This is a genomic window from Clostridium sp. CAG:43 (genome assembly GCF_000434655.1).
Taxonomy (GTDB): domain Bacteria; phylum Bacillota; class Clostridia; order Lachnospirales; family Lachnospiraceae; genus Otoolea; species Otoolea fessa.
Genome location: NZ_FR895118.1, coordinates 12,245 through 35,735, shown reverse-complemented (window position 1 = coordinate 35,735; position 23,491 = coordinate 12,245). Strand labels below are relative to the sequence as shown.

At 47.2% G+C, this 23,491-nt stretch carries 19 protein-coding genes and 1 pseudogene; 7 read left to right on the top strand and 13 right to left on the bottom strand.

The window, feature by feature from the left end; all coding sequences use genetic code 11:
• On the top strand, positions 1-1,147 hold a 1,147-nt coding region (locus tag QVO97_RS12610), incomplete at its 5' end, for a [Fe-Fe] hydrogenase large subunit C-terminal domain-containing protein (protein ID WP_288189777.1).
• Between the two features lie 116 nt (positions 1,148-1,263).
• On the opposite strand, the gene QVO97_RS12605 is transcribed toward QVO97_RS12610, so the two are convergent.
• From QVO97_RS12605 to QVO97_RS12585, 5 genes are all read right to left on the bottom strand, one after another.
• Complete coding sequence (locus tag QVO97_RS12605; protein ID WP_022360666.1) at positions 1,264-2,226, bottom strand: carbohydrate kinase family protein; 963 nt, start codon at positions 2,224-2,226, stop codon at positions 1,264-1,266.
• 97 nt (positions 2,227-2,323) lie between these two features.
• Complete coding sequence (locus tag QVO97_RS12600; RefSeq protein WP_022360665.1) at positions 2,324-3,799, bottom strand: glycoside hydrolase family 32 protein; 1,476 nt, start codon at positions 3,797-3,799, stop codon at positions 2,324-2,326.
• A gap of 36 nt (positions 3,800-3,835) precedes the next feature.
• Positions 3,836-4,822 (bottom strand): ABC transporter permease, encoded by a 987-nt coding sequence (locus tag QVO97_RS12595; protein ID WP_022360664.1) that lies wholly within the window; start codon positions 4,820-4,822, stop codon positions 3,836-3,838.
• Entirely contained in the window at positions 4,822-6,330 is a 1,509-nt protein-coding gene (locus tag QVO97_RS12590) for a sugar ABC transporter ATP-binding protein (protein ID WP_022360663.1), read from the bottom strand. Before QVO97_RS12590 ends, QVO97_RS12595 begins: the two co-directional genes overlap by 1 nt.
• Before the next feature lie 99 nt (positions 6,331-6,429).
• The gene (locus QVO97_RS12585; protein WP_022360662.1) at positions 6,430-7,458 is read right to left on the bottom strand and encodes a sugar ABC transporter substrate-binding protein; all 1,029 of its coding nucleotides are present in this window, start codon (positions 7,456-7,458) and stop codon (positions 6,430-6,432) included.
• A 382-nt stretch (positions 7,459-7,840) separates the two neighbouring features.
• Between QVO97_RS12585 and QVO97_RS12580 the strand changes: the two genes are divergently transcribed.
• On the top strand, positions 7,841-9,820 hold the full coding sequence (locus tag QVO97_RS12580) for a LacI family DNA-binding transcriptional regulator (protein ID WP_022360661.1): 1,980 nt from the start codon (positions 7,841-7,843) through the stop codon (positions 9,818-9,820).
• A gap of 6 nt (positions 9,821-9,826) precedes the next feature.
• Here the strand turns inward: QVO97_RS12580 and QVO97_RS12575 are convergent, their stop codons facing one another.
• Positions 9,827-10,747: a LysR family transcriptional regulator gene (locus QVO97_RS12575; protein ID WP_022360660.1), complete on the bottom strand. Its 921-nt coding sequence runs from the start codon at positions 10,745-10,747 to the stop codon at positions 9,827-9,829.
• A gap of 211 nt (positions 10,748-10,958) precedes the next feature.
• Between QVO97_RS12575 and QVO97_RS12570 the strand changes: the two genes are divergently transcribed.
• From QVO97_RS12570 to QVO97_RS12560, 3 genes are all read left to right on the top strand, one after another.
• A complete protein-coding gene (locus tag QVO97_RS12570) occupies positions 10,959-11,822 on the top strand; it encodes a DUF6282 family protein (protein WP_022360659.1) in 864 nt (287 codons plus the stop codon).
• Between the two features lie 13 nt (positions 11,823-11,835).
• On the top strand, positions 11,836-13,149 hold the full coding sequence (locus QVO97_RS12565; protein ID WP_022360658.1) for an SLC13 family permease: 1,314 nt from the start codon (positions 11,836-11,838) through the stop codon (positions 13,147-13,149).
• Positions 13,150-13,327: 178 nt separating this feature from the next.
• Positions 13,328-14,326 (top strand): isocitrate/isopropylmalate dehydrogenase family protein, encoded by a 999-nt coding sequence (locus QVO97_RS12560; RefSeq protein ID WP_022360657.1) that lies wholly within the window; start codon positions 13,328-13,330, stop codon positions 14,324-14,326.
• A 75-nt stretch (positions 14,327-14,401) separates the two neighbouring features.
• Here QVO97_RS12560 and pepD read toward each other — a convergent pair whose 3' ends face one another.
• The 4 genes from pepD to QVO97_RS12540 all read right to left on the bottom strand — a co-directional run bounded on the left by pepD (position 14,402) and on the right by QVO97_RS12540 (position 19,803).
• The gene (gene pepD, locus QVO97_RS12555) at positions 14,402-15,850 is read right to left on the bottom strand and encodes a beta-Ala-His dipeptidase (RefSeq protein WP_022360656.1); all 1,449 of its coding nucleotides are present in this window, start codon (positions 15,848-15,850) and stop codon (positions 14,402-14,404) included.
• Between the two features lie 140 nt (positions 15,851-15,990).
• Complete coding sequence (locus QVO97_RS12550) at positions 15,991-17,055, bottom strand: aminopeptidase (protein WP_022360655.1); 1,065 nt, start codon at positions 17,053-17,055, stop codon at positions 15,991-15,993.
• Positions 17,056-17,082: 27 nt separating this feature from the next.
• The gene (locus QVO97_RS12545) at positions 17,083-18,696 is read right to left on the bottom strand and encodes an OPT/YSL family transporter (protein WP_022360654.1); all 1,614 of its coding nucleotides are present in this window, start codon (positions 18,694-18,696) and stop codon (positions 17,083-17,085) included.
• A 42-nt stretch (positions 18,697-18,738) separates the two neighbouring features.
• Positions 18,739-19,803 carry an aminopeptidase gene (locus QVO97_RS12540; protein WP_022360653.1) on the bottom strand — a complete coding sequence of 355 codons (1,065 nt, stop codon included), beginning with the start codon at positions 19,801-19,803 and terminating at the stop codon, positions 18,739-18,741.
• 289 nt (positions 19,804-20,092) lie between these two features.
• Between QVO97_RS12540 and QVO97_RS12535 the strand changes: the two genes are divergently transcribed.
• Positions 20,093-21,004: a LysR family transcriptional regulator gene (locus QVO97_RS12535; protein WP_022360652.1), complete on the top strand. Its 912-nt coding sequence runs from the start codon at positions 20,093-20,095 to the stop codon at positions 21,002-21,004.
• A gap of 112 nt (positions 21,005-21,116) precedes the next feature.
• On the opposite strand, the pseudogene QVO97_RS12530 reads toward QVO97_RS12535, so the two are convergent.
• The 3 genes and pseudogenes from QVO97_RS12530 to QVO97_RS12525 form a co-directional block, all read right to left on the bottom strand.
• Positions 21,117-21,392 (bottom strand): annotated as a pseudogene (locus QVO97_RS12530) (amino acid ABC transporter ATP-binding protein); the annotation flags it as partial.
• Positions 21,393-21,807: 415 nt separating this feature from the next.
• Positions 21,808-22,080 (bottom strand): LysR family transcriptional regulator substrate-binding protein, encoded by a 273-nt coding sequence (locus tag QVO97_RS12840; protein ID WP_369678427.1) that lies wholly within the window; start codon positions 22,078-22,080, stop codon positions 21,808-21,810.
• Positions 22,067-22,825, bottom strand: a complete 759-nt coding sequence (locus QVO97_RS12525) for a LysR family transcriptional regulator (RefSeq protein WP_022360650.1) — start codon at positions 22,823-22,825, stop codon at positions 22,067-22,069. Before QVO97_RS12525 ends, QVO97_RS12840 begins: the two co-directional genes overlap by 14 nt.
• A gap of 228 nt (positions 22,826-23,053) precedes the next feature.
• On the opposite strand from QVO97_RS12525, the gene QVO97_RS12520 reads away from it, so the two are divergent.
• Positions 23,054-23,491 (top strand): chromate transporter (locus tag QVO97_RS12520; RefSeq protein WP_288189776.1); only part of this gene is annotated, 438 nt, incomplete at its 3' end.

The following is a 23,491-nucleotide window of genomic DNA, read 5'->3' as shown; positions in this document are numbered from 1 at the left end:
CCCGACGGCCGCTCTCCAGGAGCGGGATGATGTGGAAGCCATCAATGGTATCCACGGTGAACTGGCAAATGATGACAAGGTAACCGTAGCAGTTGTCGCTCCGGCTGTCCGGGCCGCATGGGGTGAAGAATTTGGTCTTTCCCCGGAATTTGCTACTGACAGACGTTTCGTATCCACCTTAAAATCCGTTGGATTTGACTATGTATTCGATGTTGACTTTGCAGCCGATCTGACCATCATGGAGGAAAGCAACGAGCTTTTAGCCCGTTTACAGCAGCCGGATAAATACAGCTGGCCAATGTTCACCTCCTGCTGCCCTGGCTGGGTCAGCTTTGCAAAGAGCCAGTATCCGGAGCTTCTGCCGCAGCTTTCCACTGCCAAGTCCCCGCAGCAGATGTTCGGTGCTGTCATCAAAACTTATTTTGCACAGAAAAAAGGCATTGCACCGGAAAATATCACCTGTGTTTCCATCATGCCGTGTATGTCCAAGAAGCGCGAACTGACTCTTCCGGGTATGGACAGCGCCGGAACTGGACAGGATATTGATTATGTTCTGACCACCCGTGAGATATGCCGTCTCATCAAGGCCGATCATATCGATGTATCCAGACTTCCGGAGTGCGATTTTGACGATCCTCTCGGTGAAGCAACCGGAGCTGGTGTGATCTTCGGTGCCAGCGGTGGTGTACTGGAAGCAGCTCTTCGTACCGCTTACCACACCGTAACCGGTGAAAATCCGGAGATCGGCGAACAGAGTCCGCTGAAGGTTCTGCGCCAGATCGGTTCCTTTAAGGAACTGGAAATCGATATCAAGGGTGTGAAACTGCACTGTGCAGCACTCAGCAGCCTAGGAGAGGCCAGACGCCTCATTCAGGCGATGAAACGCGGCGAATGCCACTATGATTTCGTTGAAGTCATGGCATGTCCGGGCGGCTGTATCAACGGCGGCGGTCAGCCGATCCGCCCATCCTTCCAGAATAAGCCGAAGGATTGTGCAGACCGCGATCACTGCCTGCGTGCTTATGATGTAAACAGCGCAATCCGCTTCAGCCATGAAAACCAGGCCGTTCAGACACTGTATGACGAGTATCTTGAAGCTCCGTTATCCGATCGTGCACATCATCTGCTGCATGTGGAGGAATATTAATATATCCAAACGGTTACACAACAAAACCCCAGAGAGTTGCCGCTCTCTGGGGTTTTGTGTCATTCACAGATGACCAATCTGAGACTAGTTACCAACTACTTACTCCATCTTTTCTTCTAGCCTCTCAGCCTCTCTTCAATCTCCTCCATCTCCGGAATTGCCGAGATTCCGCCGCGGCGTTCGACGCACAGGCTTGCCACTGCGTTGCCGACCCTGCCAAACTGAATCATCTGCGCCCGGGTCAGGTGTTCCGGCGAGGTTTCTTCCTGCAGATAGGAGGCGAGAAAACCTCCCCAGAAGGAATCACCAGCGCCGGTTGTATCGACCGCATGGGAGGAAAAGCCCTCTGCTTTTATGATTCCATTTTCATTGCCGATCAGGGCGCCATCTCTTCCGAGCGTCACTGCCACCAGGTGCACCCCCTGACGGAGCAGATACTGAATCGCTTCCTCCGGGTCCTGATACGGGGTCAGAAGCGAGGTTTCTTCATCCGAAATCTTCATCATATCTACATAGGGAATCAGCGACTGCATCCGAAGCTGTGCGGTCTCCGGATCACTCCAGAGCGCCGCCCGGTAGTTCGGATCGTAGGAAATCACCGCACCGCTGTTTCTAGCAATATTGATCGCCTCATATGTTGCCGTCCGGGATGGATCATCGGTCAGCGACAGGGATCCGACATGAAATACTCTCGTATTTTCCAAGATCTCCGGATCGATCTCTTTCATGCACAGATTCGTATCTGCCCCCGGCTTCCTCGCAAAGGCAAATTCGCGCTCCCCGTTTTCTTTCAAGCTTACAAATGCAAGCGTGGTAAAATACTTCTCATCCTGAATCAGGTTGTCCGTATTGATACCTGCCCGGATCAGGGTTTCCTTCAGGAAATCACCGTGCATATCCTTACCCACCTTGCCAATAAATGCTGTCTTCCTTCCAAATTTCGCAGCCGCCGCCAGCAGATTGGCCGGCGCACCTCCCGGATTCTGCTCAAACAGACGCATTCCCTGCTGTGAAACGCCTGCTGGAGTAAAATCAATCAGAAGCTCTCCCAGCGCTGTGATGTCTGTTTTTATTCTCATACGAATCATCCTCCGTATTACAAGTTATATCAATGGTGCCGCCATCCAGCCCTCTCACAGGCGGACAGCCACATCCGTTCGTCTCTCACAAGGAATTTTACTTCCGAATCGCGATATTTGCAAATTCTACTTTCGCGTCCTGCGCCAGCAGACCGAGCTCGTACTCCGGTTTCCGGAAAATACGATAGGTAAATGCCACCTGCTCGCCCACGAACACCTCAACCATATCATGATCGACCGAAATCTTTACATCAATTGCCTGTCCATCTTTAATCTCAAAGGTCTTCTCAGCCACCCGAACGCCATCCGGTCCCGGTTCGGTTGCCTTCGGAACTGCCTGGCAGGACTGCTCCCAGAATGGGTCAACTCCCATCGGCAAGGACAGAAGGGACACTCGCTGCATCGCCACATCAAACTCTAAGAACAGGCAGCCGCTTGCTTCCCAGTCGGATTTCAACAGGATTCCGAAGGAATCATTCGCTTCTTTCGGGATCACCGTGCCGGTAAACAGGAACTTTTCTTCCGGCTGCTCCAGGAAACCATACGAGGTTGTCCCGCATCCATCCAGCTCAACCGTTGTATCTCCATACAGCTTATATTCTCCCATGACCGGAAGGTATTTCCAGTCAACTTTCTCTTTAAAGCAGTTTACATACTCTTCCGGAAGCTTCACATCCAGCTGTCCGTCTGACGTTGCAACGACCTCATGCGGAATACAGAACGTGCCGCCCCAGTACCACTCGCCGCGGTCGCTGTTTTCTGCACGGTCATGCGCCCAGGCAAAGTAGAAACGGCGCCCGTTATCATCCTGCATGGATTTAGCTGCATAGAAGCGGCGTCCGCCGATGCCGTCTTTCTTCGGCTTTTTCCACGGTCCAAACGGAGATTTGGAAGTGCGGTAAATCGTGTTGACAAACTCGGAAAAGCGGGAATAGGAAAGATACCAGGTATCGCCTATCTTGTACATCTCGCTGCATTCCGGACAATTCGTATTGCCTGCCGAATACAACGGACCATAATACTCCCAGTTTACCAGATCTTTCGAGCGGTACAGGACGATACAGCCGCGTCTTGTCACCGGCATATCCAGCCGTCTCGCCGAGATCAGAATCCAGTAGCATTTATCTTCCTCATTATAAAATACATACGGATCACGCCAGTCCAGCTTTTCATATAACTCTATCATCGGCGTGATAACCGGGTTTGCCGCATCCTTCGTCCAGGTGATACCATCCTCGCTCGTCGCATGGCAGATCGTCTGCTGATATTCTGCCGTCAGGCAGTAACCCGTATAGAATGCGTGATATTTTCCTTCGCCGTAGATAACCGAGCCCGTCCACACGCCGGACGCATCCGGCTCATCGCCCTCGCCCGGATACAGTGCTGTCGGCAACTCCTCCCAGTGCACCAGATCCTCCGAAACAGAGTGGCTCCAGGTAGTACGCAGTCTCGCCGGATATACCGTGGTTCCTGGCGGGGATGTCAGTGAAAAAATATGATATTTACCTTCATGATAAAACGGAATCGCGTCACCGGTCGAATCCGCAAATGACATTTTTCTGAAAAAGTCCATTCTTCTCTCCTTGCCTTTCTAAATGTGCTCTTGGAATCATTTCTTTTTTCTGAGGAGTGCCAGATTGCCCTTCTGGGAATCCAGTACAACCGCGCAGGCAATGATCAGACCTTTTACAATCAGCTGCCAGTAGGAGCTGACGCCGATCAGATTCAGACCATTGGAAATAATACCGATTACCATCGCACCGAATACTGTGCCGCTGATACGTCCGCGTCCGCCTGCCATCGAGGTTCCGCCGAGGACGCAGGCTGCGATCGCATCCATCTCATAGCCACTTCCGACGGACGGCTGTCCGGAATACATTCTCGATGCCAGAACCAGACCTGCAAACGCCGCCAGGGCGCCCGACAATGTAAACACGATGCTCTCGACTTTCTTGATCGGAACACCTGAGAGACGCGCCGCCTCACGGTTTCCGCCGATTGCATACACATAGGTACCAAATTTTGTTTTAGAAAGCAGAAAACTAAATACGATAATTAAAATAACCATATAGACAACCGGCAGCGGAATAATGTTAAACAGATAACCCGTTCCGATTGCAATGAAAAACTTATCCGTAATACGGGTGGACTGTCCGCCCGAATATACATACGCGATACCGTTGCAGACATTCATCATTGCCATCGTAATGATAAATGCCGGAACACGGAATTTCGATACAACCATACCATCAATCAGACCAGCCACAACACCGATGATGATGCCAGCCGCAATCGCCACGCCAATCGGAAGTCCCTGATTAACTACAAATCCTACGGTCAGAGTTCCACTCATCGCTACGATCGCGCCAACTGCCAGATCGATGTGTCCGAGAATAATAATCAACGTCATTCCCAGTGCAATATATGTATTAATGGAAATCTGTCTGAGCACTGAAATGATATTGCTCGGTGTCAAAAATTTATCGGTTGCCAGTGCGACTACCACACATAAGATAACCAGCACTCCAATAATTCCTGTATTTCCGGTAAATACCGAGAGTACCGAATTGCCTGCTGTACTTTTCTTTCCGTTCATCACTCTTCGCCTCCTGCTGCATACTGCATGATTCTCTCCTGATCCAGTTCATCTCTTCCGAGCATTCCCGTCATTTTTCCCGCCTTGATGACACATACGTTATCGCACATATTGATGATCTCCGGCAGCTCGCTGGATACCATGATAACGGCGATACCCGCCTTCGCCAGCTCATTAATAACGGAATAAATCTCAAACTTCGCATTGACATCGACGCCTCTCGTCGGCTCGTCCAGAATCAGGACATCCGGCTTGATTGCCAGCCATTTTCCAAGGACAATCTTCTGCTGGTTTCCGCCGGAAAGGCTTCCCGCTTCCACCAGTTCCACCCGGTCTGCCACTGCCTTGATATGAAGCTTTTCTTTATAATAATCAATCACTTCCTGACATTTCCGGTCGCTGATGGCAATTCCGTTAATATAAGAGTCAATCGATGCCAGCGTGAGGTTAAAACCGACCGTATTGCCAAGGACAAGTCCCTGTTTTTTCCGATCCTCCGGCACCAGTCCGATGCCCGCCTTGATTGCCTGGATCGGTGTCGTGAAGCGGACTTCCTTTCCATTTAAAAGAATGGTTCCGCTCTGGTATTTTCTGGCTCCAAAGATACATTCCATGATCTCGCTTCGTCCGGCTCCGACCAGACCCGCAAATCCCAGGATCTCTCCCTTTCTTACCCGGAAGCTGATATCTGAGAACACACCCTCACAGGTTAAATTCTTCACTTCCAATGCTGTTTCTGCATGTTCCAGATCGTTGTAATCTCTAGCATAGAAGCTCTCTAACTCCCGTCCTACCATCATGGCTACCAGCTCGTTCGCATTCGTCTCCGATGTTTTTTTCGTTCCCACATAGGCTCCATCGCGGATGATGGTAACCCGATCCGAGATCCGGAACAGTTCTTCCATACGGTGGGAAATATATATAATGCTTACCTGTTTTGCTTTTAATCTCTCAATGATTCCAAATAACTGTTCTACCTCGTCATTGGAAAGGGAGGACGTCGGCTCGTCCATGACGATGATCCGTCCGTCGAAGGATACCGCCTTTACAATCTCAACCATCTGCTGCTGGGCGATCGTCAAAGATTCTACCAGCGTATCCGGGTGGATATTGACCCCGAGGTTTGCCAGCATCTCGCCTGCCCGGCGGTTCGTCTCCCGCATATCCACGGTGCCGAATTTCGTCTTGATTTCCCGTCCCAGGAACAGGTTCTGCGCGACCGTCAGATACGGAACCAGGACGATCTCCTGATGTATGATTCCGATTCCTTTCTCCTGGGCGTCCGAAACACCATTTATCTCAACTTCCTGACCATTAATCTTGATTGTTCCGCTGTCCGGTTTATAAATTCCTCCAAGGACCTTGATAAGCGTTGATTTACCCGCTCCATTTTCTCCCAGAAGCGCATGAACCTCGCCCATTTCCAGGGAAAAATTGATCCCTGACAATGCATAGATCCCGGAAAAACTTTTCTTGATATCTATCATTTCCAGAATTGTTTTTCCCATAGAACCCTCCGTTTTTTAGAAATGCGGCAATGAACCCCATCGCCGCATTTTCCTTGTTTTATTTTATTTCACGTAACTGTTAAGCTTCCTCGCAGTTCATTACTGCCAGTCGTTCAGAGTCTTCTCTGCCTCTTCTTTCTCTACCAGATGGGAATCCAGATATACTTTCTTCTCATCGATTGTGGTGTCGCCGCCTACATATTTTTCAGCTGCGTCAAATGCATATTCTGCAATCTGAAGCGGAACCTGGCATGCAACTGCGGTGAACTCGCCGTCTAAGAGTGCCTGTTTTCCATCCGGGGATGCATCGATGCTATATACACCGATCTCGCCGGTCTTGTTTGCTGCCTTGATAGCTGCTGCCGCACCCAGGGCAGACGGGTCATTGATACAGAAGAACGCTTCCAGATCCGGGTTTGCTGTGATGATATCCTCAGCCAGTCCCATCGACTGATCGAGCGCTGCACCGCCATCCTGCTGTGCTACAATCTCAAATTTATCTTTCTGATCGCCAAGACCCTCAAGGAAACCATTGACACGATCCACGCAGCTTTCATTGGACGGGAAATCCAGAACTGCAATCTTTGCGCCATCCGGATAATCTTTCGTCATCTGCTCGCCCACTAACTGACCTGCCATGTATGCGTTGGTTCCAACGAACTGTGTCACGAACTGTTCGATATCATCATCGATGACTGCGGTATCTACGTTGAAAATCGGAATGCCTGCGTCTGCAATCTCAGCCAGTCCGGAGGTAATACCTGCGGAGTCAACCGGGATAACAAACACTGCATCGTAACCGCTGTTTGCACAGTCAGATAACTGGCTGAGCTGCTTGTTTAAATCATAATCCGGATCCAGGCAGGTGTAGGAAATGCCGTTTTCCTTGCACAGCTCGCTGAGCTTTGCATCAATGGAACTCTGGAAAGTATTGTTTAAAGTATTCGTACAGAATGCAAACGATAAATCGCTGGTCTTTGCCTCAGCTTCCTGCGTATCTGCCGCTGCCTCAGAAGCATCAGCTGCCGCTGTTGTATCGGTACTGCTGGAAGAGCTGCATCCTGCCAGCATTGCTGCCATCATGCAAATTGAAAGACCTGCTGCTGTAAATCTAAGACTTTTTTTCATAAATCTGATCCTCCTCTTACTTCATCACTGTTTAGTGCATTTCAAACGGATTGTTATAGTTTTCTTTTTATTTTTACGTAAAAATTTTTCTCTCTGGAAGGAGTCTCCCTGTCTGATATCTAGATATTACTCTATTCCATGCCCTCTCGTCAATACTCTTTTGGCATATTGCACTAATTTCGGCGATATATTCATCCTATTTTATTGATATTTATGCATTTCTACTGTTCTTTTTAATTTTTTACGTAAATTTTATTTATCTTATCGTTTTGCTCCTATTTTTGTGCTATAATCAAAAAACAGAAACACAAAACTGCGGCAAATCCAAATCCTGCCGCGCAGGAACAGACGGACTAAGTCCGCACCAGCAAGGGGGAGTTTTATGACCATCAAAGAAATCGCAGCAAAGGCAGGCGTCTCCATCGCCACCGTTTCCCATGTTATCAACCATACACGCTATGTCAGCCCGGAACTGGTGGATAAAATTGAAGCTATTATTGAAGAAAGTGGATATTCTGAAAAAATCAAAAAAAAGGTGCGTAAAATCCGCAGCGGACGCAGTTCACAGATTGTCGCTGTCTTTCCAAATATCAAGAGCGCGCTCTACTGCGATCTGTGCAATCAGCTGCAGTCCTACGCGACCAGCCAGGGCTATCAGTTTTACACCGCCGCCACCAACGACAGCCCGGAAGAGGAGAAAAGCATCCTGCAAAACTTAATCTCCAGTGCCAAGACCATCGGCATCTTTCTCTCCCCGGCAAGCAGCAATCCGGCTGCCTATTCATTTCTATATGAATCCGGTATCCCGTTTGTCTGTGTCGAACGTTTCATCGATGACGATGTCACACCGCGGATTCTTTTTGATTACACCAAAGCATTTCACTCCGCTACTTCCTATTTTTTTGAGAGCGGACACGAAAATGTGCTGTTTCTGGTAGAAAAAACAGACAGCCTCGCCAAACAGGACAAGATTGCCGGATATGAGCGGGCACTTCTCTCCACCAACCATACCCTGAGCAGTTCCTGCATCGCAGAGATCAATCTGTATCAGTCCAGTGATACCATCAGCCTGAATATTCAGAAAAGCATCACCCGGTATCTCCCCACCGCCATCATCGCCGGTGGAAACCGGCTGACTATGTTTCTTCTCAAGGCGCTGCGGGAGCTGGGAAAAGACTGTCCGCGCGATATTTCCATCATCGGATTTGACGATATGCTCTGGTGCGAGCTGACCGCCCCACCGCTATCCTGCATCCACCGGGATATCGACCAGATGGCAAAACTCGCCTCGCAGGCACTCTTTGACGAGATCAACCACCTCTCCGGCGCACCTTTGACCCACTACGCAGATGTAGAGCTGATTTTGCGCGATTCCACCCGGATCATCGACAACGGACCGCTCGGTGAACACGCCGTATCTCCGGACAGCATCCGGCTCTCCAAGGAGGAAAAACAGCTTTTGCGAACCGGAAATTACCGCGTCGCCATTTCCTTCCACTACACCGGAACTGCCTGGGCTGCCCTGCATCAGAAAGGCATCCGGGATGAACTGGAGCAGTACGGAATCGATATTATTTCCACCATGGACGCCCATTTTGATCCTGCCCTCCAGAATATGCAGCTCGAAAGCATCAAAATGCAACACCCGGACGCCGTCATCGCCATCCCCACCGACGATGTCCAGACGGGTCCGGCATTTCAGGAATTATCCAAAATGACGCGGCTGGTCTTTTTAAGCAATGTCCCGCAGAATTTCAACCGGAACAATTACGTCTCCTGTATCTCCGTCAATGAGCGGGAAAATGGCACCAATACAGGGCGCATGATCGGTGAATATCTGAAAGAAAAATTGCACGCCAAAGTCGGCTTCATCATCCACGGTGCCATGTTTTACGGCACTACCGAGCGTGATAACTGTGCCGAAAAAATATTAAGGGAATCCTATCCCGACATTGAAATCACTGCCAGAAAGGGATTTATTCAAATTGAAAATGCCTACAAGGTATGCTATGAGATGATAAACGAGCACCCGGATATCCAGGCGCTCTATGTGAGCTGGGACCGCCCCGCCCTGCTCGTCATCAAGGCCCTGAAAGCTTTGAACCGGACAGATATTGCTGTCTTTACCACAGATCTGGATTTTGAGATTGCAGAAGAAATGAATCAAGGATTTGTAAAAGGACTCAGCACCCAGAGACCATATGACCAGGGAAAAGCGGCCGCTCTTGCAGTCGCTAAATCCCTGGTCAGTGATAACGTTCCTAAATATATTGGAGTGCAGCCCTATGTAGTTCATGAAAAACAGCTGAAACGTGCCTGGAAGGATATTTTCTTTGAGGCACTGCCGGAAGAGTTGGGGTAAAAAAGCTCACCGCTTCAGCAGCTCCGGCGCCATCTCCTGAAACAGCTTCGCGAGCGCCATCGCCGCCCGCGAGCGGTATTTTCCAGCGGGCCAGGCGAGCGCCAGATCGAGGAAAATACCATCTTTCCCGATCCGCAGATAGCGGAACTCATCCCGCATGATGCGGCAGGAACGGTAGGTGAATGCGAGTCCGACTCCCTCCCGCGCCATCGCCGCAGCGAAGGAGGCGGAGAGGTAGGTGTCGAGTCCCAGCGGTTCCACGCCAGCCTCTCGCAGGGAGCGGCGGCCAGTCCGTCCGAGGACGGTGCTGGGCGGTCCCAGAATATACTCAAATGGTGCGGTGTCCTTTAGGTCGATCCACATCTGTTCCGGCTCCGATTCACATGGCTTCGCAAACGCCATGACCGGGTGGTCGGCGGTGGTGGCGATCATGATCTCATCCCGCATCAGGAAATCCACACCGTGTTTGATCCGAACCGGTGGCGCGGCTATCAGCGCCAGATCTAAAAGTCCCTCTAAAATCTTATTTTCCAGATCAATACTGTCCATCTCACAGATCTCCACATGAACCCGTGGATACAGGGCATGGAATTTTTTTAGGACCGGCGGCAGCAGGTAGGTTCCCCGGTAGGTACTGATGCCGAAAATGACAGTGCCGCCCTTTAAATTTTCAATATCCGAAGCCTCGCTGCGTGCCTCCTGGTACTGCTGTAAAATCTGTCTGGCATGGAAAATAAATGCCTCCCCGGCAGAGGTTGGACGGACCCCGCGGGCAGTACGGACGAAAATCGGCGTCCCCAGATCCTGCTCAAACAGACGGACCGCCTGGCTTAAGCTCGACTGCGCCATAAACAGTTTTTCAGCCGCGCGGGAGATGCTTCCCTCGTTAGCGACGGTTACGATATAGTCTAGTTCCTTTAAATCCATGAGAATCCCCCTCACGAGATATCGGAATTTCCGATATCTGGTATAACAAATCTTGTCTTTCTCCTATAACAAAAACAGTATAAGATAAAAACAAGCAAAAATCAATGGCAGAGACTGAAGCAGCGGCTGGAAAATCGAATCGGAATCCGGCGAGGGAACGCAGCTTTGAAAAAGCCTCTGTGGACGATTATAAATAGGAGGAATAAGCAAGATGAAACAGGATTTAATGAAGGGTGTTATCGACATGCACGTTCACACGAATCCAGATCTGCGTCTGAGGGCGTATGATGATTTCGAACTGATGGAGGCGGCGATCCGGGTTGGGGCACGCGCTATCGTCATCAAGACGCATCAGGGAACCACGATGGATCGGGCGTATCTGTGCAACCGCCACAACGAGATTGTACACGGGAAAACGAACAATTTTACGATGTTTGGCAGTATTACCTTAAATAAGGTAGTCGGCGGCATCAATCCGAAGGCAGTCGATGTAGCGCTTCGCCTGGGAGCAAAGGTGGTATGGCTTCCGACCCAGTCGGCGAAGAACCATATGCAGAAGATGAACCAGGATCTGAGCCAGAGCGTGGAGGTCGTAAAAGATGGAAAGATCGTGCCGGAGCTTCGTTCCGTGCTGGAACTGATCCGAGACCACAATGCGGTACTGGGAACCGCTCACATCGCACCGGAGGAGATTTTCACAGTTGTGGAAGCTGCACGGGATATGGGAGTAAAAAACATCGTTGTAACCCATCCTGAGTGGTGGATTGTAGGCATGAGCCATGAGGATCAGCTTCGCCTGGTAAAGGATTATGACGTTATCTTAGAGCGCTGCTATGCACAGAACATGGGCGGCGGAAAGTATAAGAGCAATCTGGCAGACAACCTGGAACTCATCAAAGAGGTTGGCTATAAAAATGTCATGGTTGATACCGATGGCGGTCAGACAGAAAACCCGCATTGGGAGCTGGCGCTGGCAGAATATATGCAGTATCTGGTAGATCATGGAATTCCGGAAGAACACGTGTACCATATGACACACACTATTCCGGCAAAACTGTTGGGCATCGAAGAATAGGGGGACGCGTCATATGTTAAGTGCAATTTTGGTGGCATCCATTGCGGTTGCCGTTATATTGGGATATAAAACGAAAATCAATACGGGATTTTTCTGTATTGCCTTTGCATACCTGATTGGTTGTTTTGGCATGGGATTGAAAACAAAAGAACTGATTGGCTTCTGGCCGGTCAGCACCATGTTCGTCATCCTGTCAGTATCACTGTTTTACAACTTTGCAGCTGTGAATGGAACCCTTGAAAAAATGTCGGCCAGTCTTCTCTATATGTGCCGTAAGTTTCCGGGCATGCTTCCTTTTGCATTATTTTTTGTAGCAGTTGTACTTTCTGTTATGGGTGCTGCATACTTTACCGTTCTGGCATTCCTGGCACCGATTACCATCCTTATCTGTGAGGAAGCAAAGATGGACAAGCTGACCGGCGCGGTGGCGATCAACTGCGGTGCACTGGCAGGCGGAAACTTCCCCACAGCTTCGCTGGGTGTCGTATTCCGCGGTCTGATTGATACTGCTTATGAAGCAGAACCGGCATTTGAAGCAACGAATTCCTTTGTAGATGAAATGAAAATTTTTGGTTTCGCGATTGTATTTTCTCTGATTCTGATTGCAATTTTCCGCTTCGGTTTCAAGAGCAACCGCGGTATCGGAAAAGGCGTAACGTTCAATCGCCCGGAGCCGTTTGACAAGAAACAGAAAACAACCCTGCATTTAATGATTCTGATGATGGTGATTGTCCTGGTATTCCCGCTCTTAAAGATGGCAGTTCCTGGCAATGAGCTGATTGCAAAAATTGCCGGAAAGGTTGATGTAGGACTGGTGGCATTCTGCTTTACCATCATCGCACTGCTCTTTGATCTGGCACCGCAGAAGGAAGTTATCGCACGTGTGCCGTGGAACACCATCCTCATGATTGCCGGAGCCGGCATGCTTATCGCCGTTGCAGTTCAGGCCGGTACCATTGATGCATTATCTGCATGGATTGGTTCCAATGTTCCGACAGCCCTGATTCCGCTGGCATTCAGCTTTGTAGGCGCATTTATGAGTTTCTTCAGTTCTACAACCGGTGTTGTAGCACCAGCCCTGTTCCCGCTGATTCCGGGACTTGCGGCAGCAACCGGATTAAATCCGGCAGCACTCTTTGCCTGCACGATTCTTGGTGCACAGAGCAGTGCGATCAGCCCGTTCTCATCCGGCGGCAGCCTGATTCTTGGTTCCTGCGGAAACGAGGAAGACCGAAATCACCTGTTCAACCGCCTGCTTTTTGTGGCAGTGCCGATCAGCGTTATCTGCTGTGCGGTATATAACCTGATTGTAGCGGTTGTTCTGTAAGGGATGTTCGACTTGAATGAGAAGATGTTTGTTCGAAAAGCTGTCAGCCTGTTCTGGCAGCTTTCGATAAAATATGAAGATTGGAAGTAACTGTTCAGTAGGTCTGCGCATTTACTGCGCGTGACTGTGAAGGTACTGAACAGTTACGATTGGGAAAATCAAGAAGGAGGATAAAGAAATGAGTCATAAAATTACAGTATTTCGCGGCGATGGTATCGGTCCGGAGTTAGTTGATAATGTGTTAAAGATTTTAAAAGCGGCAGATGCACCGCTGGAATATGAAATTTTCAATGTTGGTGAGGATGAGTGGAAACGCAACGGTGCTTTGATTCCAGAGGAAGCGTATGCTTCCTTCGAGCGCACCAAAGTACTCTTAAAATCCCCGATTACGACTCCGGTTGGAAAAGGATTCCGCTCCCTGAATGTAACACTTCGCGGACAGTATGACCTGTATGCCAATATCCGCCCGGTTAAGTCCAACGCGGCCGTAAAAACTCCATTTGAGAATGTGGATATCGTGATTTTCCGCGAAAATACAGAAGGTCTTTATGTTGGTGTAGAGGAACAGGTAAATCCGGATACGGTTCATGCAATTAAGATTGTTACAAGACAGGCAAGCGAGCGCATTATCCGCGATGCATTCGAGTATGCGAAAAAGAACGGACGCAAGAAAGTAACCTGTATTCATAAGGCAAATATCCTGAAAATGTCCGATGGCATGTTCCTTTCCATTTTCAAAGAGATTGCAAAGGAATATCCGGAGATTGAAGGTGATGATAAAATCATCGATAACACCTGCATGCAGCTTGTCATGAATCCAAACCAGTTTGATGTTATGGTAATGCAGAACCTGTACGGAGATATTCTTTCGGACCTGTGCAGCGGCCTGATCGGAGGCCTGGGACTCGTTCCATCCAGCAATATCGGTTCTGACTATGCTATGTTTGAGGCCGTACATGGCAGCGCACCGGATATTGCAGGCAAGCACCTGGCAAACCCGACCGCATTCCTGTGGTCTGCCTGCATGATGTTAGAGTACTTAGGTGAAAATGAGACCGCCGGACGCATCCGCAAGGCTGTGGATGAGGTTCTGGCAGAAGGAAAGCACCTGACAAGAGATCTGCATGGAACTGCAACCACCGAGGAATATGTGGACGCAGTGATTGCGAGACTGTAAAACTTCATACATGCACAGCAAAAGCCCCGGAATTTTTTGATTCCGGGGCTTTAATATATTATATTGTGCTAAACACTAAGCTTTTGCAATCTCCTGAAGGATCGCAATAATTACTTCTTCCATCCGATAGAAAGATTCCACATCTGCTTTTTCATGCGGTGTATGAACATCATAAAGATTTGCACCACAGGAAATCATATCGATATGATCTCCCAGTTTTTCTGCCAGATATCCACATTCAATTCCGGCATGAATTCCTGTGAAAACAGCATCTTTTCCAGAATACTCACGGTATGTCTTCGCACAAATATCACGAAGTTTAGATTCTTTACGATATTCCCACTGCGGATAATCACCATGGAAGGTGCAGTTCATTCCCAGTGCCTTCGATAATATCTGCATTTTTTCTTTTAACTGTGCTTTTTCTAATTTTACAGAGCTTCTTCCGGAACACAGGAACTCAAGTGTTCCATCCTGAATCGTCATACTGCCTATATTAGAAGATGTCTGTACCATTTCCACATTTTCTCTGGTTCGGCTGATAACGCCGCACGGAAGAAACGTAATTGCCTCGATAATTGAATTCATTGTTTCCTCTGTAAACACAGTTACCTCTTTTTTCTGCTCTTCCTTCTCCAGGCGGAATGACAGGTTTTCTGTTTCAGAAAACTGTGCTTTCAGCATTTCTTCCAGTTTAGAGAGTTCTTTTAATAATGCCTCTTCGTCCTGGCTTGATGTGTGCATAACAATCGTTCCCTTAGATGCAATTGCATTTGCTTTTCCAGGCGCATCCAGCGAAGAAATACGTGCAAATGGAGCAATATGATAAAGAATTCTTCCCACAAGCTGAATTGCATTTGCTTTTCCAAGAGCTATATCCAGACCCGAATGTCCTCCGTTTAATCCACATAATGTTAATGTATATGTAATATCTTCCGTTGAGCCCGTATATTTCAGCGGAAGAGAAAGATCGGTTCTGACTCCTCCTGCACAGCTTGTAAAGAAAACACCTTCTTCTTCTGCATCCAAATTAATCAGATAGCTTCCTTTGACATCTGTAAGTTCCAGATGCTTAACTCCCTCTAGTCCCACTTCTTCACTGGAAGTAATTAAAATCTCCAGGGCCGGAAGCGGCAGATCATTTCGATCCAGCAAATCCATTGCATAAGCAACTGCCAGTCCGTTATCAGCGCCAAGAGAGGTTCCATCCGCTGATTTCAAATAGCCATCTTCTTCCACAACATGGATACCATCTTCGTACTTATGAGTGCTATCTGCGCTCTTTTCATAGACAATGTCCATATGACCCTGCACAATAACCGTTGGTCCCTTATATCTAGGAATCGTTGACGGTTTCCGAATCAGCACATTATGATGGGCATCCCGTTCTGCCTGCAGGCCTCTGGCTTTTGCAAAATCGAGCAGATACTGGCTGATCGCTTCCTCGTCACCGGTTTGTCTCGGAATAAGGCAGATATCTTTAAAATATTGAAGCAGCTTTTCATTTTTAGATTGTCTTTCCATAAATATAATCTCCCCGTACATACAATTTGATACGAAAATTTAGGATAAACGCTTTTGAGATAATAGGGCGCTGACAATTCTGACAGCGCCCTTTCCCAATTAGAGGTATTATTTAGGTATGTTTACTACCATTGTAATGATTAATATCCTTCAACGCCAAGTGCTTTACAGAATTTTCTTGCTTCCGGATCTACATAGATTCCGTTTTCTTCCAGCTTATAGCCATCCAGAAGAATCGTCGGTTTAGAAACAATACCATCTGTATGAGCAGCAGCATCCCAGCAAGCTCCCATTAAGCTGGCTCCCTGACTTCCGATACCCATCTCGATACATCCAAAGAGTCTCTCATCCTCAACAATACGTCCGGTAGGTTTGGTTACGCCCGGGTTAAAGCCGATGGAATAATGAGCCAGACGGAACATATTCGGGTCATTAAATTTATTCAGCCATTTTTCGAAGATAGCAGCATCTTTTCCGCCTTCTATTTTTGTTACAACACCTTTTTCCAGGGTCAGCTCTACATTGCTGTTAAGAAGACCTAATGTATCCGGTGGGAACAGAGCAGAATCAAAAATTAATTTACCATTGATAGTCTCCTCTACCGGACACCAGCTTACCTGACCGCCTAACATAACCGGATAGCCCTTCTTGGTTGCTCTCTGTCCAGAATGTTTAACGCCGCGTCCCTGATTGTAGCCAACTAAATTTGTTCCATTCTTATCCGTAACAATTACTTCATTTGAGCGATGAACTTTATCTGTCAGATACTCACCAAATTCAATCAGGACATCATAGTCAACACGGCCAACCGTATTTACCAGCATGATAACATCCATACCATTTAAGCAAGTAAATCTTGCACCATTCTCCATTGCTTTTCTAAAGCAAGGAGTATGCATAGAGCAATAGTATGCTAACTCAATCCATACATCTGCATGCACTACTGCATCTGCAACCGGGCGAATCGGTTCTTCATACGCTTTTCCGGAAGTCGGATAGTGAATAATAACCGGATTTGCACCAACTGAATATGCTGCACCTGCAACCGCCTCAACCACACGGAAATCTGCAGATGTATCAGCGGTGATAACTACATTTTCACCCTCTTTTACAAGCATGAAATCACGTACCAGTTTTAAAGCAGCACTTGTTACTTCAAATGATAAGTAAGTGTTTGACATTTCTACGCCAACCGGATATTCCATAATAAGTTCCTCCTATAATATATATTTTTATTTATTAAGTTTCTTTCCAAGGTTCATCGTAGAGCTGAAGAAGCTGTACAGTGCAGCACCGGTAATGAATCCGGCACCCAGAATATACAGTTTACTCTGTCCAAGATCACCATATTTCTTAACTACAATGTAACGAATCAAAAGACCAACGAGTACTGTAATACCAGCCATCGGAGAAGCAATCAGAAGACCGGTCGCAAATAAAACACCTAACTGACGGCCTGAACCGCCGATTGCCTGAAGAAGTGCTCCAGGGATAGCCCAGATAATCAGGTTCTTTGCTACTGCCATATTAGTTCCTGCATCAATAGTTGCCACATATACAGCATCAACCGGTGCGAGCATTCCTTTTTCAAAATATGCTTTGTAAGTAAAGAGAACAACCAGAATTGCAATTACAGCACTGACCATTTTTGCAATATACTGCTGTCTTCTTCCTTCCATCTCAAACGGAACATCTTCACCGTTGCCTCTGACAATATAACCAGATTTCAGGTCATACGCCATATCAGCAAAGGCCGGTCCGGTTGCAGAAGTAAAGCCAACCAGGATTGCCAGCTGTGCCGGTGGGAATCCAAACAGCATTCCAAGAATCAGGAAAATGAAAGCTGTTGCAAATGCCGGGAACCATCCGGAGTGCATGGCGGAGATACCAACAATCAGCTCGGAAATGATTGCAGAAAGGGCTGCAAAGATAATCCACCATACGAACATTCCAGCACTCATATCTGCCGAAAATCCACACATAATTGCCATAACAATGGATACCAGAATATATGCGCCAAAACCTTCTGCAAGGGAGAACTTCATGCTCTTTAAGCTTCTGGTAAATTCTTTCTTTTCTACCTTTCCAGTTGCAGCCTCAGCTGCTGCCGCTTCTTTTTCTTTCTTGCTCTTTTTCTGAAGAATCAGAATCATCTGGATAAGAGCAACGAATCCGGCACCAATCATGACACCATGAGGTACATAGTAATCGCCAAGTTTGATGTTGAAGAATTTCGGAGTGTATTCGGAGATCAGAAGGCCCACGCCAAATGCACCAAGAGCCCACATATTTCCAATCCAGCCTACGCCCAGGATATCGGTCGGAATACCAAAAATCTTTCCAACGATTCCGCCAACCATACCAATCATAAGGATAACGGAGTTCTTTCCCTTTTCAGCAACTGCCAGCATAGCCTCTGCTGCTGCAATACCGGGTGCCCATGCTTCTTTTGCCGGGAACATCTCTGTATCAAACACCTTATAAAGAATCGTTGCATCAATGATTACTGCTAATGAAGCACCTACCATCATTGGAATAACCAGATCATGTCTTCCTAACAGATAAGGAATACCGATGGATAAGAAAATACCGTTTGAAGCAGCGAACGTTGCACCTGACATAGCTGTCTGAACAAGGTTCTGGGTATTAATATCTTTATATTTCTGGAACACCTTCAACGGAATTCTGGCAATAATAATCGCAAACAGTGCACCGATGATAGATGTGTTTGTACTGATTCCCAATCTGGCAATTAACTCGAGACCAATGATTGAACCAATCACAGAAACTAAAATATTTAACAACATAATGGCCGGATCCCATGCGGATGGGTGTTTTTTATTCATAAACTTCCTCCTTTCCTCTGTTATAAGGTTAACGACTATAGATTAATATCCTTCAACTCCCATCTGCTTGCAGATTTCAGCAAGTTGCGGATCCACATATTTTCCGTTTTCCTCAATTGTCACGCCATCTACGATAATTGTAGGTTTCGATACTACACCGTCTGTGTGAGAAGCTGCTGTCCAGTAGCTTCCGCGAATCATTTTACCCTGACTTCCAATACCAAATTCCATGCATCCAAAAATTCGTTCATCTTCTACGATACGTCCGGTTGGTTTCATAACGCCCGGATTGAATCCGAGTGAATAGTGTGCCAAACGGAACATATTCGGATCGTTGAACGAATGCAGCCATGCGCTGAAACGTTCGGCCTCTTTTCCGCCTTCAATCTTAGTTACACGTCCATTTTCCAAGGTGAGTTTCACATTTTCAGAAATTGCACCCATGTCGGTCGGCGGGAAAATCGCAGCATCGAATACAAGGGTTCCATTAATCGTTTCCTCTATTGGACACCAGCTAATCTGGCCAGCCATCATGAACGGATACCCCTTAAAGGTTGCCAGCTGACCGGAGTGACGAACTTTTCTTCCCTCATTTTGGGCTGTTAAATAAGTTCCATTATTATCTTTAATGATAATAACGTTTCCTGCCTCTAATTTAGCCTTTAAAGCCTCTCCCAGCTCTACTACCTTGTTAACATCGACTCTTCCGATACAATTCACGATCATGGTTGCATCCATACCGGTAAGATTAATGTAACGGCAGCCAAAATCAATTGCTCTCTTCCATGCATCACTCAGGAAGATGGAACCGTATGATAACTCAATCCAGACATCTGAAACAGCAACTGCATTTCCAAGCGGAGCCGCCGGTTCTGAATAGGTATTTAAATTGGTCGGTGCGAAAACAAGCAGCGGATTGGCTCCAACGGTATAAGCTGCACTCATGAGAGCCTCCAGTACACGTTTATCCGTAGAGGTATCTCCGGTAATTACTACGTTCTCTCCCGGCTGCACCAGCATAACATCGTGCACCAGCTTGTACGCAGCCTTACTGACCTCATACGATAAATAGTCCTTCGACATCTCAATTCCAATCGGGTATTCCATAGTTCCTCCTTTCCCTAACATTCATAATTTTAAGTATATTATTTTGAAATTCACGAGAAATATTTTTATTTGTCTTGATTTTAGCACATAAATCAAATAAAATGAAATCACGTTATTTTATAAAGTGATAAATCTGTATTATACCGACTTTAGTCTGAATTTCGGTCTACAAATTCAAGAATACCAAGGCATTCTTGCTACTAAATGTGCGTTATTTCACATCTGATATAGCCAACCCCCACTAAACCGCCTTATAAAGATATTCACGCAGAAAGGAGAGAGTATATCTGTGTTAAATTATAAACTCAGTACCTTTTTAGAGCTCTGTGAAACGAAAAATTATACCAAAACCGCTGAAAAGCTTCATATGACTCAACCAGCCGTAACTCAGCACATCAAATATCTGGAACAGTATTACGGAACAAAACTATTTTATTATGATGAGAAAAAAAGACTTCACCTAACCGATCAAGGACGTCTCCTCCGCTCATATGCCCAATCTGTACAGGCTGATTCAGAAATCATAAAAAACCGGCTTTCTGTCCCCATCAACGAACCTGACGTTTTCAAACTAGGTTCCCTGACCGGATTCGGAGAAACATTTGCTGCAAAAGTAATGGGAAAATATCTGGACAAATACCCTGAAAAAAAGGTCAGCATCTATATGGGAGAATCTGATGACATGTTAGTTCAATTAGCAAACGGAAGAATCCAGGCTTGTATTGTGGATACCTACTGTCCACCGGAAGAATATGAATGTCACGAATTATTCGAGTCTGAAACCATCTGCATCTGCGCTCCCACTCATCCGCTGGCCGGAAAAACCGTAGATTTTAAAGAATTAAATCCCTATCGGTTGATTTTCAGAGAAGAAGGTTCAAAATCCTATCTCAATCTGCGTTCTATTCTTCACGGTTACAATCAGGACATACATAATTTCGCCTCTTTTGTAGAAGTCGGAACCATCAATACCATTCACAATCTTGTCATTGAAAATGTTGGTCTCTCATTTGTATACAAGTTTGTCGTACAGAAAAAACTGGATCGCGGTGTTATGAGCCAGATTTTTATTAACGATTTTAAAAGCAAAAACTTCGTTAACTATGTATGGATGAAGAACAGCTTTTTCGCTGAAAAAAACAGGGAATTCCTGGATATATGCAAACATTATCTTTCCAGTCTGGGAGATCTGAATTTATAAGAGGGAATGTGCCATGGCACATAGAACGAAGTTTCCTATGGCAGAAAACAGCCGCTCCGCAATCTTATTGATCGCGAAGCGGCTGTCGACACTTATGTTTTTGATAGTGGGTCTACGCAGATGCCAGCAGTCTTGATAAGAATGCCTTGGTCCGTTTATGCTGCGGGGCGGTAAAGATCTGCTCTGGCTTTCCTTCCTCAACCACATAGCCGTCTGCCATAAAGAGCACCCGGTCAGAAACATCACGGGCAAAGCCCATCTCATGGGTGACAATGACCATCGTCATTCCCGATTTTGCCAGCTCCTTCATGACGTTTAAAACCTCTCCGACCAGCTCCGGGTCGAGTGCGGAGGTCGGTTCGTCAAAGAGGAGCGCTTTTGGCTGCATCTGTCCGCCGGAGAGAGTGACGGGCTTTACATTTCCTCCTCTTTTTCAGCTGTGCCCGCGGTAAGCCGGCACGTGATCAGTTGCCATATAAATAAAAACAAGGACGCATCCATCGTAAAAGAGATGCGCCCTTGCAATTATTTTCTGTTATGTTTATTCTGCTTTTCCTGAATTGATGCCAATTATATGTGCGGTTTATCGATATGTCAACTAAAAAAATCTGCCATTTGTGTTACATATTGAAAATTTTGTGTAATTTATATTAAAAAACGATATCGAAAGTAATTTGCTGGAAAAATTAAACAGAATGCAGTAATATATGAAAAGATTCAGCGTATGATAAATATCTGATTTCGTACAAATACGCCAATGAAAAAAGTGTAAAGTCAATTAATTTATAGGATAAAATTCATATTTATGAAATAGCGGTGGCATGGAAACTTTGGAAAAACGCATTCCCCACCAGCGATAAACTCCGTTCCTTTCGTTTGACCAGACAGATACTTGAGTGGATCTGCGGCTGGGTGATGATCCGGCGGATCAGGGCGGGATCGGAATTTAAACAGAGGGCAGATTCAGGCGCGAGCGCGATGCCCAGCCCTTCGGACGCCCATAAAAGGGCGGTTCTGGCATCGTCGGCAATGCAGACGATGTTCGGTTCCAGCGCCTGTTCCTCAAAATATCCCAGAATCAGCGGCTGCCAGCGGCGGTAAAGGATGAGCGGCGCGCGGGTGAGGGCGGAGAGGGGAANNNCGGGTGAGGGCGGAGAGGGGAAGAGATGTGGGCGTATGGCTTTTTTGTAGTTCGGAAGCGTCGGATGTAGGCATAGGGTGGGAACTTTGAATCACAGAACCAGTGTCGGATGGAGGAATGTCGGTCAGAAGGGCATTCGGGCATTCCTGGTAATGGCTCCAGATCGTTTCGCGCCCGATCGCCAGAAACGCCTCCGGCGGCAGTGTCTGCATCTCCAGCCCGGCTTTGGCAAATGGCGTCCGGATCACGGCGAGGTCGATCTGGTTGGAGTGAAGCAGATCGAGCAGGTGGTAGGAATTGGACTCATGGAGTTCAAACAGGGCTTTGGGATAGGATCGCCGGAATGGGGCAAGATAATGCCGGGTTACAAATTCGACGGCGGAGGAGATGATGCCAAGGCGTACAACGCCCTGAATCTCCTGTTTCTGTGCAGTCAGCTCCGTGCGGGCAGCCTGGCTCAGATCGAGGATCGCAAGCGCCCGGTCGTAGAACGTCTTTCCAGCAGGTGTCAGTCGGATGCGGCGGGAACCGCGCTCAAACAGCGTCACACCCAGTTCCTCCTCCAGAAGCTTCATCTGGTGGCTGAGCGGCGGTTGTGAGATATTCAGTTTTTTGGCTGCCTGGGAAATATTTCCCTCGTTGACGATGGTGGTGAAGTAGGATAACTGGCGAAGTTCCATAAATGCTCCTTCCTGTTCGGATTCGTTGTAAAACTGTGTATACGGCAGATATATTATATAACAAAATCCGATAGAATAACAGGCGAACTATATTTTTCCGATATACATTCTATATCCGAATGGTATTTTTCAGGCTCCTTGAATTCTGGTATGATACATAAGCAGGTATATACTGGAAATTCCAGAGAAATAAAAGTGTAGGGATAATACGGAAGGGAGTGGGCAGAAATGAAAGAACTGCTGGATATGTTTCTGACGTTTGCCAGAATCGGAGGGTTTACCTTCGGCGGCGGATATGCGATGCTGCCGATGCTGCAGAAAGAGGTAGTCAATGGACGCCATTGGGCGACGGATGAAGAATTGATGGACTACTACGCGATTGGTCAGTGTACACCGGGTATCATCGCGGTCAACACGGCGACGTTTGTCGGTTATAAGAATCGGGGAATTCCGGGGGCGATTGCGGCGACACTGGGAGTCATTGCGCCGTCGCTTGTCATCATTATGATTATTGCGGCATTTATTTCTAACTTTATTGAACTTAGCTTTGTGAGCAGCGCCTTTGCAGGCATCCGCGCCTGCGTCTGTGTGCTGATCGGCAGTGCGGTTGTCAAGCTGGCGAAGAAATCGCTGGTTGATAAAGGAGCGATCGCGATTGCGGCGGTT